This is a genomic window from Actinomyces sp. SKVG-SVH-4(1) (genome assembly GCF_048514265.1).
GTDB classification, from domain to species: domain Bacteria; phylum Actinomycetota; class Actinomycetes; order Actinomycetales; family Actinomycetaceae; genus Actinomyces; species Actinomyces oris.
Map to the genome: position 1 here is coordinate 17,846 of NZ_JBGEVE010000004.1, position 15,728 is coordinate 33,573.

Here is a 15,728-nt window from a genome sequence, read left to right on the forward strand (position 1 = left end):
GTTGTGCCAGGCGGCTGGCTACTGCCTGTCGTGGTGCGGTGACTCGTCAGCCTCGTCGTCCTCCGGGTCCTCGGTGCCGGTGGGCTCCTCGTGCAGCACCTTGTCCACGGCCCCGCCATAGCGGCGCTCACGTCCGGCGTAGGCCTCGCAGGCCTTCCACAGCTCGGTGCGGTTGAAGTCGGGCCAGGCCAGGGGTGAGAAGTAGAGCTCGGCGTAGGAGGAGGACCACATGAGGAAGTTGGAGGTGCGCTGCTCGTCGCCGGTGCGGATGAACAGGTCCACGTCACGCATGGTGGGTGAGTAGAGGTAACGCTGGATGGTCTTCTCGTTGATGGAGGAGGCCTTGAGGCGGCCGGCGGCGACGTCCTCGGCGATGGCTCGGGTGGCGTCGGCGATCTCGGCCCGCCCGCCGTAGTTGATACACAGGTTGAGGACCAGGCCCGTGTTGCGCGCGGTGACGCGCTCGGCCTCACGCAGTTCGTGCAGGACGGACTTCCACAGGCGCGGGGTGCGTCCGATCCAGCGCAGCCTGACGTTCCAGGAGTTGAGGACATCGCGCTGGACGCGCAGGACCTTGCGGGCGAAGCCCATGATGAAGCGGACCTCGCCGGGTGAGCGCCGCCAGTTCTCGGTGGAGAAGGCGTAGACACTCAGCTCTTTGACGCCGATCTCGATGGCGCCGGCGGCGACGTCGAGCATATTGGCCTCCCCCACCCGGTGGCCCTCGGTGCGGGGCAGGCCGCGGGCGTTGGCCCAGCGCCCGTTGCCGTCCATGACGACGGCGACGTGCTGGGGCAGGGAGGCGGCCGGCAGCACGGGTGGGGTCAGGCCGGGCCGGTGCAGGGGCGGGGCGGCCTCGACCGTCATGTCTCTGGAGACCTCTGTCATGGTTATGCCCTTTCCACCAGTGCGAGGGAGCGCAGGCGCCGCTCCAGGTACCAGGTCGTGTAGGCCGAGACGAGTCCGGAGGCCTGGGAGCGCTCACGTTGACCAGAGGCGTCGGCCACGGCCCAGTCGCCGGAGAGCAGGGCGCCCAGGAGCGCCATCGTGGCCGGCTCGACCTCGACGGCGCCGGCCGAGCGGCAGGACTCGCACACCGCCCCACCGGCCTGGATGTGGAAGGCCCGGTGGGGCCCGGGGGCGCCGCACAGGGCACAGTCGTAGCACGACGGCGCCCAGCCCCCCAGGGCCAGGGCCCGCAGCAGGTAGGAGTCCAGGATGAGCCCGGGGGCGTGGCGCCGGTGGGACATGGCGGCCAGGGCCCCGGCCAGCAGCAGGTACTGCTGGGGGCTGGCCTCGGTGCCCAGGTCTCCGTCGTCGGCGCTGAGGCGCTCGGCGGTCTCCACCATGGTCGAGGCGCAGGTGAACATGGCGTAGTCGGCGCTCACGGCTCGGCCGAAGGGGTCGATGATCTCTGCCTGGGTGACGACGTCGAGGGTGCGTCCGGCGTGGAGCTGGACGTCGGTCATGGAGAAGGGTTCCAGGCGGGCGCCGAAGCGGGAGGTGGTGCGGCGCACCCCCTTGGCCACGGCACGCACCTGTCCGTGGTGGCGGGTGAGCATCACGATGATGCGGTCGGCCTCGCCCAGCTTGTAGGTGCGCAGGATGATCGCCTCATCCCGGTACAGCCTGCTCGTCACGGGCGCAGTCTCTCACGACCTCTCAGCGCAGGGCCCGATTGATGGCGGAGATGACGGCCTTGAAGGAGGAGGTGGTGATGGAGGGGTCGATGCCCACACCCCACAGGACCTGGCCGTCAACCTCGCACTCGACGTAGCTGGCGGCCTTCGCGTCGCGTCCCTCGCTCAGGGCGTGCTCGACATAGTCGAGGATCCGCACGCTCAGGCCCGTGCTCTCCAGGGCGGTGACGAAGGCGTCCAGGGGGCCGTTGCCGGAGGCGGTCAGGTGCTTCTCCGCCCCGCCGTCGACCAAGGTGACGGTGAGGGTGGAGTCCTCGTCATCACCGGTGGAGGTCAGGGTGGCCCCACGCAGCTCGAAGCGGCCCCAGCGGCTGAGCTCGGCCTCGGGGGCGGCCGCGGCGGGCAGGTACTCGTCGGCGAAGATCGACCACAGGCGGTCGCCGTCGACCTCGCCGCCGTAGGTGTCGGTGTGGCGCTGGACGATGCGGGAGAACTCGATCTGGAGGCGGCGCGGCAGCTCGAGCTTGCGGGTGGTGCCCAGCAGGTAGGCGACCCCGCCCTTGCCGGACTGGGAGTTGACGCGCACGACGGCCTCGTAGGAGCGGCCCACGTCGTGGGGGTCGATGGGCAGGTAGGGCATGGCCCAGGGGACGGCGATCTGCGCCTCGGCGTCGGTCAGTCCCTCGGCCTGCTTGGCGCTGACCTGAGTGTTGCGCGCCGCGAAGCCCTTCTTGATGGCGTCCTGGTGGGAGCCGGAGAAGGAGGTGTAGACGAGCTCGCCGGCGTAGGGGGTGCGCGGGGGCACGTCCATGCCAGTGGCCCGCTCGACAGTGCGGCGGACCTCGTCGATGTCGGACAGGTCGAGCATGGGGTCCACGCCCTGGCTGAAGAGGTTGAGGGCCAGGGTCACCAAGTCCACGTTGCCGGTGCGCTCGCCGTGGCCGAACAGGCAGCCCTCGACGCGGTCGGCGCCGGCCATGAGGCCGAGCTCGGCGGCGGCCACGCCCGAGCCGCGGTCGTTGTGGTTGTGCAGGGACAGGCACACGGACTCACGCCGGGGCAGGTGGCGGCTCATCCACTCGATCTGGTCGGCGTAGACGTTGGGGGTGGCGCGCTCGACGGTGGCGGGCAGGTTGAGGATGATCTCGCGGTCCTCCTCGGGCTCCCACACGTCCATGACGGCCTGGCAGACCTCGAGGCTGTAGTCGAGCTCGGTGTCGACGAAGATCTCCGGGGAGTACTCGTAGCCGAAGATCGTGTCCTCGTCGAGGACCTTCTCGGCGCGGGCCATGATCTGGCGGGTGCCGTCGACGGCGAGCTCGCGGATCTGGTCGCGGTCCATGCGGAAGACGACGTTGCGGAACAGGGGCGACAGGGCGTTGTAGAGGTGGACGGTGGCCCGTGGGATGCCGATGCAGGCGTCCAGGGTGCGGTCGATGAGCTCGCCGCGCGACTGGGTGAGCACGGAGATGGTGACGTCCTCTGGGATCGCGCCGTCGTCCACCAGGGAGCGCACGAAGTCGAAGTCGGTCTGGGAGGCGGCCGGGAAGCCGATCTCAATCTCCTTGAAGCCCATGCTCACGAGCAGGTCGAAGATGGCTCGCTTGGCCTGGGGGCCCATGGGCTCGATGAGGGACTGGTTGCCGTCGCGCAGGTCGGTGCTCAGCCAGCGGGGGGCGGCGGTGATGCGCTTGTCCGGCCAGGTGCGGTCGGGCAGGTCGATGGAGACGACGTCGAGGAAGGGCCGGTACTTGGCGAACGGCATACCGGAGGGCTGCTGGGGGGCGGGGCGGGCGTTGCGCATCAAGACTCTCCTGGGTGAGGTGCTTCGTGATTCGACGGCGGTTCCCGGAAGACTCGTCTGACTCCTGAGGAACACAGCCGCGAACGTGGCCGGGCAGGACGAGTCAGCCGCGGTCGGGGTGCCGGCCTGTCAGGCCCCGCCGCGGCGACTAAGCAGGAGGCTCACCTGGTGGCCTGGAGTCGCTCGCACGGCGTAGACCCTACCCCGATGAAGACCCGTCGTCAGGTAAGGGGGTCGCGTGGGACCGCAGAGTGAGACAGAGGGTGCAGAGGCTCCTCCGCGAGCCATGTCTCGCACTCTGACGCACACCAACACCATGATGTAGCATCTCTACTATATTCAGTTGCGCTTCTACTCAGGAGGGTTTGTGCGATGACTCCAGTCATCACCACGGAGAACCTCGAGTTCTCCTACGGGGACACCCCGGTGCTGCGCGGCATCGATCTGTCGGTCGAGGCCGGCGAGGTCGTCTGCCTGCTCGGCCCCAACGGCGTGGGCAAGACGACCCTCGTGGAGAACCTGCTGGGATCTCTGACCCCGACCGCCGGCAGGGTGCGTGTGCTCGGCACCGATCCGCGCCGGGCGGGTGCCGACTTCTGGGCGAGGGTCGGGCTGGTGCAGCAGAGCTGGACCGACCACGCCAAGTGGAGGGTGAGGGACCAGCTGGAGTGGATCCGCTCGGTCCAGCTGACCGCGGCGAGCCGGGTGAGCAGCGTCGACGAGGTGCTCGACGCCGTCGGGCTCAGCGAGAAGGCCGACTCCCGGCTGTCGAGGCTCTCCGGTGGGCAGCGACGCACCATTGACTTCGCGGCCGCCCTCATGGCCGCGCCCGAGATCCTCGTCCTGGACGAGCCGACGACCGGACTGGACCCGGTCTCCAAGGCGCGCCTGCACGATCTCATTCTGGCCCGGGTCGACGACGACGCCACCATCGTCATGACCACCCACGACCTGGCCGAGGCCGAGCACCTGGCCTCACGCGTGCTCATCATGAACGAGGGACGGATCCTCGCCGACGGCACGGTCACGGCGCTGCGTGAGCGCCTCGATCGCGGCGCTGAGATCACCTGGGTCCAGGACGGGACCCACCACGTCCACTCCACCCACCGCCCGGAGCGCTTCGTCAAGGAGCTCGACCTCGACGCCATCACCGGGCTCACCATCACCCGCCCCACCCTGGAGGAGACCTACCTCTCCCTCGTCAGCAAGGAGGCCCACTCATGAGCACTCGCACCTTTCTGGCAGTTCTGTGCGCGGCCCGTCGCCAAGCCGCCATGGACCTGCGAGCAGGCATTGTCGGGTCGAGCGTCGCATTGCTGGTCTCCGTGAGCGCCATCGTGATCGTCGGCAAGAACAGCCAGGTCGCAACCGCGGCCCACGCGGCCTTCGGCCCCATGTTCCTCGCCGGCAGCATTGGCACGATCAGCTGCTTCATCACCTTCCATATCGCCGGCGAGGCCTACGTCGACCGTATCGGTGGCGCCCTGCTGCGGGTGCGCGTCCTGCCCTACGGTCCGCTGACGTGGGCAATCGGTAAGACAATGTCCTCAGTCACTCAGACCCTCGTCTTCCAGAGCGCCATTCTTCTCGGGGGCGCACTGTTCGTTGAGGCACTGCCCCTGAGTACGTCCCAGGTGCTGGCCTGCCTGCCGCTCATGGTGCTGTCAGCCGTTGCGACAGCCCCACTGGGCTTCCTCGTGGGCGCCTTCGTCCGCGGCGCCTACAGCTTCATGGCCTCCTACCTGCCCATGTTCGCCCTGATCGGAACGAGCGGTTTCTTCATGCCCATGGACCGGCTCCCCTCCTGGGTACAGGCGGTTCAGCTGGCGCTGCCGACGTACTGGTCGGGACACCTGACCCGCTGGGCGCTGGTGGGTAACCCCTCATGGGAGGTGGGCCGAGCCTTCTCACCGGTGCTCGCCGTCGGGGTCCTGACGGTATGGACAGTTCTCGGCTTCGCGGGAGCCTCGTTCATCGTGCGGCGCAGCTTCCGCAAGGAGACAATCGGTAGTCTGGCGCGCATGCAGTCCGCCATTCGTTCCCAATCCGGCCTGTGACGATGTCCGACGACGTCGTCCATAACCGGATCGCGGTCCTACGTACCGACCGCCGAGTGAGCCGCCGTGAGCTGGCCAAGGCCCTCGGCGTCCACTACCAGACGGTGGGCTACCTCGAGCGCGGGGAGTACGCACCCTCGCTGCACCTGGCCCTGCGCATTGCCCGCTACTTCGATGTGCCCGTGGAGTCGGTCTTCTCCCTGGAGGAGTTCCCCCGCCTGACGTGAGACTCCATCACAAGGAGAGATGCAGGATCAGAGCCTCATTGACCAGCTTCATCAGGCCACTGGGTAACCAGCCGACAACCTCGCCGACTCTCTCCACGGCAATCGATCGAACGTGCTCCGCCTGAGCCTTGGAGTCCTTGGGCAAGCCAGTTGCCTCCGAGGGGAGGAAAACCTGAAAGGGAAGAACTCGCGAGGTTGAGCTGGTCAATGGGACCACTGTCACCACACCACGACCAAGACGTGCGGCCGCCGCATTGGCATGGTCGTTACTCACTATGAGCGCAGGTCGACGCTTGTTTGCCTCACTGCCAACAGAAGGATCAAAATCGACAAGGCGGATTTCACCTCGTAGCATCCTCACCTCTATCGATCCCGTCAGCGACCGCACTATCCCAGACGGCTGCATCCTCGGAGGCATCCCAGGAGGACCAGGCCTCAGCGTAAGCATCCTGAAGATCAGCATTTCCGAGCAGGCGGATGGCATTCTGAATACCAGCTGACCTCGACGCCAAACCGTCACGCTCCACGCATCGGTCCAGCAGAATGAGGTCACTCTCCGACAAGCTCACGCTTAACTTCATACCAGCATGCTACTCCGGTAGCATCATCAGGGGCAAGGGAGCGACGAGGCTCATCAGGCAACTCGAAATAGGGTGGTGCCCTCCCCGGACAGGGAGGGCACCACCCGATTACTCGGTTCGGCTACGTGTCTTCGCCTGGGCGCAGACCGCCCTACAGGAGGCCCTCGGCCAGGTCCAGCGGGGTGCCGAAGCGGTGGTTGGTGATGGCCACTGCCTGCTCACGCAGGAAGGGCAGCAGCTCGGAGTGCGGGCAGGCCGTGACGGCCCCCGTGTACAGGGCGATGTCGGGGCTTCCGCCGGTCACCCGACTGGCGTGGCTCCAGCGGGCGGCGGAGGTCTCCTCACGCGGGCCGAGGATGCGCACGCGCGTTCCCAGCCCGCCGGAGGCGGAGAGCTCGGCCAGGCGGGCGTCCCAGGCTCCCTGGTCCTCGACCGCCACCTGGACGCCGGCGGCCTGCAGCGCGTTCTGCAGCGGCTGGGGCAGACGGTCGGCCACGGACAGGCTGACGAACCCACCGGCCCGCACACCGGCCGCCATGACGCGCACGACGTCGGCCAGCTCGGTTCCCACCCCGGCGCGCACGAGCACGTCAGTGGGCCGGTAGCGCAGGACATTGCGCTCGCAGGCCAGTGCCGTGACGTCGCGGTTGACGCCGTAGGCGCTCCGCCAGGCGGAGGCGTCGGCCACCAGGGCGCGGCGCAGCCCGGCCAGGTCGGCCTCGCCCAGCTGGCCGCTGACGGCATCGCACAGGCTCGCCACGCGCGGATCCAGCGCCGCAGTGCCCTGGTCCGCCAGTTCCTTCACGCCCTGGCCGTCTGCGGGCTCCACGTCCCCCAGTCCCAGCAGGTAGGAGGGGCCGCCGGCCTTCGTCGTCGAGCCGATGGCCGAGCGCTTCCAGCCGCCGAAGGGCTGGCGGCGCACGATGGCCCCGGTGATACCACGGTTGACGTAGATGTTGCCGGCCTGGATCGAGTCGAGCCAGACAGCCAGCTCGGCCGCGTCGAGGGTCTGGAGCCCGGAGGTGAGCCCGTAGTCGACGGCGTTGACCGCCTCGATGGCCTCCTCGAGCGTGTCGACCCGCATAACGCCGATGACCGGCGCGAAGTACTCGGTGAGGTGGAACTCGCTGCCGGGCACGACCCCAGCGCGGATACCCGGGGTCCACAGACCGTCACCGAGGTAGCGGGGCTTGAGGACCCAGTGCTCACCGACCCCCAGAGTGGTCAGGCCGCGCACGGCCTTCTCGTCGTCGGGCACGACGACGGGCCCCATCTGGGAGTCCAGCGACAGCGGCAGGCGCACCCGCAGGGAGGCAGTGGCGTCCACGAGCTGACGGGCGATGCGCTCGGACTTGCCGGCCGAGGAGACCAGGACCAGCAGGGAGGAGGCCGAGCACTTCTGGCCGGCGTGGGCGAAGGCCGAGTAGACGGCGTCGCGCACGGCGATGTCGGGGTCGGCCGAGGGGGTGACGATGATGGCGTTCTTGCCGCTGGTCTCCCCCAGCAGGTGCATGTCCGGCTTCCAGGAGCGGAAGAGGCGGGCCGTGTCATAGGAGCCGGTGAGGACGACGCGGTCGACGTCCTTGTGGGTCACCAGGTGGCGTGAGACCTCTCCGTCCTCCAGCGGGGCGAGCACCACGAGGTCCTCGGGGATCCCGGCGTCGTGGAAGGCGCGCACGAGCTCGGCCGCGCAGCGTCGGGCCGGCGGGGCGGGCTTGAGGATGACGGCGCTGCCGGCCGCCAGGGCCGCGGCCACTCCCCCGGTGGGGATGGCCACCGGGAAGTTCCAGGGCGAGGCGACCACGGTGACGTCCACCGGGGCGAAGCGGGCCCCGACCAGGTACTCCGGGTCGTGCAGGAGCAGCGAGGACTCGGCGTAGTGGTGGCAGAAGTCGATGGCCTCACTGACCTCGGGGTCGGACTGGTCGATGGTCTTGCCGGCCTCGGAGCCGGCGACCTCGATGAGCTCGGCGCGCCGGGCGGCCAGGACGTCACCGACACGGTGCAGGGCGGCGGCCCGCTCGGCCGGGTCCAGGGACTGCCAGACGCCGGCCGCCTCGGCCGTCGCGGCCACCAGGGAGTCCACGTCGGCGTTCGTGGCCAGGCGGGCGGCGCCGGCCTCCACCTCGGCCACGCCCCGCGTGGAGCCCGGGATGGCGGCAGCGATGTCCCGGGCCCACTGGCGGTTGGCGGCCAGGGCCGGGTCGGAGTCGGCCTCGGAGACGAAGGGCCTCCTGGCGCGCTCGGCGACCGTGCCGCTCTCCTCAGGGATGCCCGCCTCCCGCTCGGCGAGCCGGTTCTGGGTGCGGTTGGGCACCGGCACCGGGGCGTCCGGGTCGAGGTCGGACAGGGCCGCCAGGAAGCGGTCGCGCTCGCGGGCGAAGATCTGCTCGTTGCTGGCCAGGTCGAAGACGCCGGACATGAAGTTCTCCGGCGCCGCGTTCTCCTCCAGGCGGCGCACCAGGTAGGAGATGGCGACGTCGAACTCGTGGGGGTCGACGACGGGCACGTACAGCAGGAGGTGTCCGGTGTCGCGGCGCACGACCTCCTGGATACCGGTGGCCATGCCGGAGAGCATCTCGAACTCGACGCTGTCCTCGACGCCGCGTGCGGCGCGCAGCTCGAAGGCGAAGGCGATGTCGAAGAGGTTCTGGCCGGCCACGCCCAGGCGGATGTTGCGGGTGCGCTCGGGCGTCATCGCCCAGGAGAGCATACGCTTGTAGTTGGTGTCGGTGGCCTGCTTGGAGGGCCAGGTGGTCAGCTCCCAGCCGTGGATCTCGGCGTCGACCTTCTCCATGGACAGGTTGGCGCCTTTGACGATGCGGACCTTGACGCGAGAGCCGCCGGAGGCGACACGCTTGGCGGCCCACTCCTGGAGGCGCTGCATGGCGCCCAGGGAGTCGGGCAGGTAGGCCTGCAGGACGATGCCGGCCTCGTAGTCGCGCATGTCCTCCTGGTCGAGGATCGCAGTGAAGACCGCGATGGTCAGGTCGAGATCCTTGTAGTCCTCCATGTCCAGGTTGAGGAAGGTGCCGTGGTCGCGGGCCAGGCGGTAGAGGGGCAGGAGGGCCTGGACGCCGTGGGCGACGACCTCCTCGAAGCCCCAGGGGTTGTGGGGGCCGGTGACGGCGGAGACCTTGACCGAGACGTAGTCGACGTCCTCGCGGGTGACCAGGCGGGAGACCTCGGCCAGACGGCGGGAGGCCTCCTTCTCCCCCAGGACGGCCTCGCCCAGGAGGTTGACGTTGAGGCGGTTGCCGCCCTTGCGCAGGCGAGCGAGAGCGGGCCCGAGTCCCTTGTCGGTGGCGTCGACGACGAGGTCGCCGACGATCTCCCGGAAGACTCGCCGGGCGACCGCGGTGACGGTGCGCGGGGCGAGGCGGGAGGCGGCCGAGCCCAGCCCCATGGCTCCGGCCAGGGCGGGCGGCAGGAAGTCGGTGCGCCCTGCCGACAGGCGCTTGAGGGCGGTGCTGGCGACGTCGAGGTCGGTGGGACGCACGACGTCGTCGACGAAGCGGGTGGTGAAGGTCAGGCCCTCGGGGTCGGAGAGGATGCGGGAAAGGAGCTTGGCTGAGCGCGGTACCGGCTCAGATGCCGACTCGTCAGCCCACCGGCGTGCTCGGGCGACGGCTTTCTCGCCCAGCGCCCACAGGTCGTCGGGGCAGCGGCGTTCTGCGTTACCTGAGTCGGTGCGGGGCTGACTGGGAACGGCGGTGTTCGTCATGCGTGTGGCCTCCAGGTCGGTATGACATCGGACCCTCCAAGTGTGCGCTACGGCACCCCTTGTGCGCGACCGATTCAGACACCAAGTCGCCACGTGTCGCAAGTTCCCTTGGTCCTAGATGCCGTCCGCACCGCTGCGCTGGCAGTGTTGAGCGGATCAGAAGCCGAGGCGGGCCAGGGCCTTGGGGTCGGACTGCCAGTCCTTGGCGGTGCGCACGTGCAGGTCGAGGTAGACCTTGCGCCCCAGCAGCTTCTCGATGCCCTTGCGGGCAGTGACGCCCACCTCCTTGAGGCGCCGTCCGCCCTTGCCGATGATGATGGCCTTCTGGGAGTCGCGCTCGACGACGAGGCTCACGCGCACCTGGAGGCGACCTCCGGCGCCCTTGATGCGGCCGACCTCGCGCTCGTCATCGGGGTCGGCGATCTCGTCGACGACGACGGCCAGGGAGTGGGGCAGCTCGTCGCGCACGCCCTCCAGGGCGGCCTCGCGCACGAGCTCGGCGATCATGACCTGCTGGGGCTCGTCGGTGATCTCACCGGTGGGGTACAGCGGCGGGGACAGGGGCATGTACTTGAGAAGGACCTCCTCCAGGACGTCGATCTGCTCGTTGCGCTGCGCTGAGACCGGGACGATATCGGCCCACTCCCCCAGCTCACTGACGGCCAGGAGCTGGGCGGCCAGGGCCTCTCGGGTGACGGTGTCGGCCTTGGTGACCACGGCGACCACGGGGGTGCGCAGCTCGGCGAGGTCACGGGTGATGAAGCGGTCGCCGGGGCCGATCTTCTCGTTGGCGGGGATGCAGAAGACGACGACGTCGACGTCGACGAGGGTCTCGCGCACCAGGTCGTTGAGGCGCTTGCCCAGCAGGGTGCGGGGGCGATGGAGGCCGGGGGTGTCGACCAGGACGATCTGCGCGTTCTCCTTGTGGATGACGCCGCGCACGTTGTGGCGGGTGGTCTGGGGGCGCCCGGAGGTGATGGCGATCTTGGCACCGACCATGGCGTTGGTGAGGGTGGACTTGCCGGCGTTGGGGCGGCCCACGATACAGGCGAAGCCGGCGCGGAAGTCCTCGGGGAAGTCGGGGACGACGATCTCGACGCGGGCCGAATCCGCAGAGTCGGCGCTCTCGTCCGTGTCGTCCCCGTCCAGGATCGGGAAACCGTCCGCGTCCAGCCTGACGGCGGCGGCGGAGTCGTCGGAGCCGTCAGCGCCGTCGGGGTCGTCATCCTCGTCGTCGGGGTCGGTGAGCGGGTTGGGGCCGTCCATGAGCTCGGCGTCGGTGGGGAAACGGAAGCCGGCCGGGGCGGGGCCGGGCGCGGGCATCTCGAGGGGCTCGGCCAGCAGCTCCTCGGGAGTCTCCCCGGGGGCCTGGGGCTGGTCGTCGCGGGCTGCGGGGGCGGTCTGGTCGGCGGTGTCAGTCATCGGTGTCCTCTTCGGGGGCGGGGGTGCGCGAGGCGAGAATAGTGGAGACCTGGCGGCGGCGGCCGGTGGCCTCCTCGGCCTGGAGGTGGACGCCTTGGGTGTCGCCGGCGGCGCCGGGCAGGGGAACGCGGCCGATGGCCTTGGTGAGCAGGCCGCCGACGGTGTCGACGTCGTCGTCGTCGATCTCGAGGTCGAAGAGCTCGCCGAGCTCGTCCAGGGCGAGTCGGGCGGGGACGCGGTAGGTGCCGGGGGCGACTTCGACGACCTCGGGCAGCTCGGGGTCGTGCTCGTCGGTGAGCTCGCCGACGACCTCCTCCAGGAGGTCCTCCATGGTGACCAGGCCGGCGGTGCCGCCGTACTCGTCGACGGCCAGGGCCATGTGGAAGCGGCCGGTCTGCATCTCGCGCAGGAGGTCGTCGGCGGGCTTCATCTCGGGGACGTACTCGGCGTCTCGGGCGAATCCGGCCACGGCGAGGGCCTCGTGCTCGGGGTGGGCGGCCAGGCGGCGCAGGACGTCCTTGAGGTAGAGGATGCCGCGCACGTCGTCGGCGTCCTCCCCGATGACGGGGACGCGTGAGTAGCCGGAGCGGATGAACAGGCGCATGGCGGCGGAGGCGGGCTTGTGGGCGTCGATGGTGACCATGTCGGTGCGTGGGACCATAACCTCGCGCACGAGGGTCTGGCCGAGTTCGACGACCGAGCGCATCATCTCGCGGTCCTCGTCCTCGATGGTGTCGGTCTCGCCGATCTCGTCGATCATCTCGCGTAGGTCCTCGTTGACGGCCTCGCGGGTCTCGGCGTCGGTGGGGGCGGACTCGGGGCGGCGGGTGCGGGAGACGAGGCGGCGCTGGGGGGCGGCCAGGATGTCGACCCAGGTGAGCAGGCCGCCCAGGGAAAGCAGGGTGGCGGCGGGGTTGCGCCGGCCGTAGGTGCGTGGGGAGAAGCCGACGACGACGCCCAGAAGAATGATGTTGGCCAACAGGGCCAGGGCGAGGACCTGCCACCAGGCGCGCACGAGCCCGGAGGCGGCCAGGGTGATGAGGACGGCGGCGAGCATGTCGACGGCGACGCGGGCGACGCTGAGGGCGCCCAGGACCCGGGTGCGGTGCTCGGCCAGGCGGCGGACCCGGGTGGCTCCGCGGCGGCCCTCCTCAACGAGGTCGTCGGCGGCGGCGCGGGTGAATCGCAGCAGGGCGGACTCGCCGGCTGACAGGAGGGCACCCAGGGCCAGGACGATCACCGCGCAGGCGATGAGCGCGGCGGTGGGGATGCCGGTCACGCGGGGCTCACTTGCCTCGCTCGGCCAGGAAGGTCAGCAGGAGACGGCGCTGGAGGTCGAACATCTCCTTCTTCTCCTCGGGCTCGGCGTGGTCGTAGCCCAGGAGGTGGAGGATGCCGTGGACGGTGAGCAGGAGCATCTCCTCGACCGCGGAGTGGCCGGCGGCCAGGGCCTGCTTGGCGGCGACCTGCGGGCACAGGACGATGTCGCCCAGGGTCCCGGCGGGGGTGGGCGAGTCGGCCGAGCCGGGGCGCAGCTCGTCCATGGGGAAGCTCATGACGTCGGTGGGGCCGGGCAGGTCGAGCCAGCGCACGTGCAGCTCTTCCATGGGCTCGGGGTCGATGAACATGATGTTGAGCTCGGCGGCGGGGCTGACGTGCATGGCGGTCAGGACGTGGTCGGCGAGGTCCGCGAACTCGGCGGCGTCGATGACGGTGGTGGTCTCGTTGATGACCTCAGTGGTCATGCGGGTTCCTCTCCGAGTAAGGCCGGGCGGGGCGGTTGCTGCTCCCCCGACGGTACTGGCTGTTGCGGCCGCTGCGGCCAGGCGGTCCGGCGGGTCGGGCGGCGGCGTCCTGGGCGGCGACCTCGGCGTCGTGGCGGGCGTAGGCCTCGATGATGCGGCCCACGAGGCGGTGGCGTACGACGTCGGCCGATCCGAGCTCGCAGAAGCTGATGCCGTCGACGCCAGCGAGGATTTTGCGCACGACGATGAGGCCGGACTCGCGTCCGCCGGGCAGGTCGACCTGGGAGATGTCTCCGGTGACGACCATGCGTGAGCCGAAGCCGAGGCGGGTGAGGAACATCTTCATCTGCTCGGGACTGGTGTTCTGGGCCTCGTCGAGGATGACGAAGGCGTCGTTGAGGGTGCGGCCGCGCATGTAGGCCAGGGGCGCGACCTCGATGGTGCCGGCGGCCATGAGGCGGGGCAGGGCCTCGGGCTCGAGCATGTCGTGGAGGGCGTCGTAGAGGGGGCGCAGGTAGGGGTCGATCTTGTCGGTGAGGCTGCCGGGCAGGAAGCCGAGGTTCTCGCCGGCCTCGACGGCGGGGCGGGTGAGGATGATGCGCGAGACGCGCTTGCGGGCCAGGGCATCGACGGCCTTGGCCATGGCCAGGTAGGTCTTGCCGGTGCCGGCGGGGCCGATGCCGAAGGTGATGGTGGATTCCTCGATGGCGTCGGTGTAGGCCTTCTGGCCGAGTGACTTGGGGCGGATGGTGCGGCCGTGGGAGGTGAGGATGTCGTCGGTGAGGACCTCGGTGGGGCGGGCGGCGGTCTCCAGCAGGCCGACGGCGCGCTCGACGGCGTCCGCGGTCAGGGGCGTGCCGGTGCGGGCGACGTCAATGAGCTCGGAGAGCAGGACGACGACGGTGTCGACGCGGGCGGCGGGGCCGGAGACGGTGACGGCGGTGCCGCGCACGTGGATGTCGACGTCGGTGAAGCCCTTCTCAATGGCGCGCAGGACCTCGTCCCGGGCGCCCAGGAGGGTCACCGGGGCGACGTCCTCGGGCAGGGTGAGGGTGCGCGTGACGTCCGCCGGGTCAGCGGAGGTGGGCTGGGCTGGGGCGCCGAGCGGCCGGGACGTCAGCGGCGCAGGGGGAGCCGCGGACGTGCCAGAGATGGCAGGGGCCTGGCTGGCAGTCGGCTCGGTGGGCATGGAGGAAGCGTCTGTCATCGTGCTCCGATCGTACTGCGTCAACCAATGTAAGAGCTCATTGAGGCCATCAGGACTTAGGCGGCTGATATCATCTACCTGCCACCTAGTACCACCAATTTATCTCTCAACTTCCACCATGCCTACATGAGGAAGGCCCTATACAGGCGCTTCAAAACCCTAGACACCGCACACCGCCACACTCCGCACGAAAGACAAAATGACAATATTCGAAGGCCACCAAAATAGACTGAAGCGCTGGATTAACTCACACCCTCTGCTCACCGACATCATACTCACTTTAGTCACCTTTGCAATTATACTTATACCCAACGCAGTTATATGTAGGTATATTCTTGACCCAAGTAAGGCGTGGCAAACGCGAAACGCGTGGGTGGCAGCAATCTACTTTAGTACACTCGCAAGCGTTGCAATCCTTCTCCCATTCAGACGCAAGAAGTCTTTGTTCCTGGCCATTGCATTATGGACCCTTCTGAGTGTTGCCTGTTACACGGTACTAAGCTGGCTATGGGGAGGACGGTTTCTTGCCGGGTGGACAAGCGATAAACCACTGATCTTCAAAGAACTACTATCAACCACACTCGCAGCAGTCGGTGGAATAGGTGCGGTTGGATACCTTGTCATCAAGTATCGCGAACAAGCCAGCACTGAACGAGAGGAACTTCGCCAAAACGAAGGGGAAGCCGACAAGAAACTTGCAGACGCAGTGCAACAGTTGGGCTCCAAATCGCCTCAAGTTCGCATTGCAGGATGCTACGCCCTTGCAGATGTCGCAGATACCTACGGAAGCGAAAATTATGGAGTCGACTACAACAAGCGTGCTGTCGAAATTCTTTGTGGCTACCTGCGCACAGTTAGGTCAGACAACGATGAGCCGGTAGAGTCCGCCGTTCTTTCGATGCTATCGAACCATTTGACCCCACCAGCACACTCATTCAGCAACAGTAATATAGGCCCTTGGAGTCGGTATACCATCGACCTTCGCGGCGCTATTTTAAAGGAAACGATCAATTTTCAAGGAGCTTGCATAGCAAGTCTCGATTGTCGTCAAGCCGAGTTCCACGGTAAGGCAGATTTCACCGACGCTCATTTCGATGCCTACACCCACTTCGACCAGGCCCATTTCTACCACCAAGCCAACTTCAACGGAGCCCAGTTCCAGCACAAGAACGATCCGAATCTAATTGCCAGTTTTGTAAACACACACTTCCACAACAAAGCCACCTTCAACGAGGCCCATTTCTACCACCAAGCCAACTTCACCGGAGCCCAATTCCATCAGGGCGCTAAGAGCACTGAATTGGAGGCAACATTCCGAGGC

At 68.2% G+C, this 15,728-nt stretch carries 13 protein-coding genes; 4 read left to right on the forward strand and 9 right to left on the reverse strand.

Translation table 11 applies throughout. The features are described from left to right. Positions 1-18 precede the first annotated feature (18 nt). From uppS to leuA, 3 genes are read right to left on the reverse strand one after another with little or no spacing between them, the layout of a single operon-like run. Positions 19-888: a polyprenyl diphosphate synthase gene (uppS, locus tag AB7V09_RS04715; RefSeq protein WP_075414217.1), complete on the reverse strand. Its 870-nt coding sequence runs from the start codon at positions 886-888 to the stop codon at positions 19-21. Positions 889-890: 2 nt separating this feature from the next. After that, positions 891-1,640, reverse strand: coding sequence for a DNA repair protein RecO (gene recO, locus AB7V09_RS04720; protein WP_009747607.1), 750 nt, complete (start codon positions 1,638-1,640; stop codon positions 891-893). 22 nt (positions 1,641-1,662) lie between these two features. Then, positions 1,663-3,444 (reverse strand): 2-isopropylmalate synthase, encoded by a 1,782-nt coding sequence (gene leuA / locus AB7V09_RS04725; protein ID WP_419143068.1) that lies wholly within the window; start codon positions 3,442-3,444, stop codon positions 1,663-1,665. A gap of 372 nt (positions 3,445-3,816) precedes the next feature. Here leuA and AB7V09_RS04730 point away from each other — a divergent pair, with 372 nt between their 5' ends. From AB7V09_RS04730 to AB7V09_RS04740, 3 genes are read left to right on the forward strand one after another with little or no spacing between them, the layout of a single operon-like run. After that, on the forward strand, positions 3,817-4,668 hold the full coding sequence (locus tag AB7V09_RS04730; protein ID WP_419143069.1) for an ABC transporter ATP-binding protein: 852 nt from the start codon (positions 3,817-3,819) through the stop codon (positions 4,666-4,668). Further along, positions 4,665-5,501 (forward strand): ABC transporter permease, encoded by an 837-nt coding sequence (locus tag AB7V09_RS04735; protein ID WP_419143070.1) that lies wholly within the window; start codon positions 4,665-4,667, stop codon positions 5,499-5,501. The genes AB7V09_RS04730 and AB7V09_RS04735 overlap by 4 nt, the downstream gene beginning before the upstream one ends. A gap of 2 nt (positions 5,502-5,503) precedes the next feature. Next, positions 5,504-5,728: a helix-turn-helix transcriptional regulator gene (locus AB7V09_RS04740; RefSeq protein WP_315065810.1), complete on the forward strand. Its 225-nt coding sequence runs from the start codon at positions 5,504-5,506 to the stop codon at positions 5,726-5,728. A 7-nt stretch (positions 5,729-5,735) separates the two neighbouring features. Here AB7V09_RS04740 and AB7V09_RS04745 read toward each other — a convergent pair whose 3' ends face one another. From AB7V09_RS04745 to AB7V09_RS04770, 6 genes are all read right to left on the reverse strand, one after another. Beyond that, complete coding sequence (locus AB7V09_RS04745; protein ID WP_419143199.1) at positions 5,736-6,083, reverse strand: type II toxin-antitoxin system PemK/MazF family toxin; 348 nt, start codon at positions 6,081-6,083, stop codon at positions 5,736-5,738. Positions 6,084-6,460: 377 nt separating this feature from the next. Continuing rightward, positions 6,461-10,033 carry a proline dehydrogenase family protein gene (locus AB7V09_RS04750; RefSeq protein ID WP_419143071.1) on the reverse strand — a complete coding sequence of 1,191 codons (3,573 nt, stop codon included), beginning with the start codon at positions 10,031-10,033 and terminating at the stop codon, positions 6,461-6,463. Positions 10,034-10,189: 156 nt separating this feature from the next. Beyond that, positions 10,190-11,455 (reverse strand): GTPase Era, encoded by a 1,266-nt coding sequence (era, locus tag AB7V09_RS04755; RefSeq protein WP_419143072.1) that lies wholly within the window; start codon positions 11,453-11,455, stop codon positions 10,190-10,192. Next, positions 11,448-12,734 carry a hemolysin family protein gene (locus AB7V09_RS04760; RefSeq protein WP_419143073.1) on the reverse strand — a complete coding sequence of 429 codons (1,287 nt, stop codon included), beginning with the start codon at positions 12,732-12,734 and terminating at the stop codon, positions 11,448-11,450. The genes era and AB7V09_RS04760 overlap by 8 nt, the downstream gene beginning before the upstream one ends. Before the next feature lie 7 nt (positions 12,735-12,741). Then, positions 12,742-13,200, reverse strand: a complete 459-nt coding sequence (gene ybeY, locus AB7V09_RS04765; protein ID WP_009233916.1) for an rRNA maturation RNase YbeY — start codon at positions 13,198-13,200, stop codon at positions 12,742-12,744. Beyond that, on the reverse strand, positions 13,190-14,407 hold the full coding sequence (locus tag AB7V09_RS04770) for a PhoH family protein (RefSeq protein ID WP_419143074.1): 1,218 nt from the start codon (positions 14,405-14,407) through the stop codon (positions 13,190-13,192). The genes ybeY and AB7V09_RS04770 overlap by 11 nt, the downstream gene beginning before the upstream one ends. Positions 14,408-14,780: 373 nt before the next feature. On the opposite strand from AB7V09_RS04770, the gene AB7V09_RS04775 reads away from it, so the two are divergent. Then, positions 14,781-15,728 (forward strand): pentapeptide repeat-containing protein (locus AB7V09_RS04775; protein WP_419143075.1); only part of this gene is annotated, 948 nt, incomplete at its 3' end.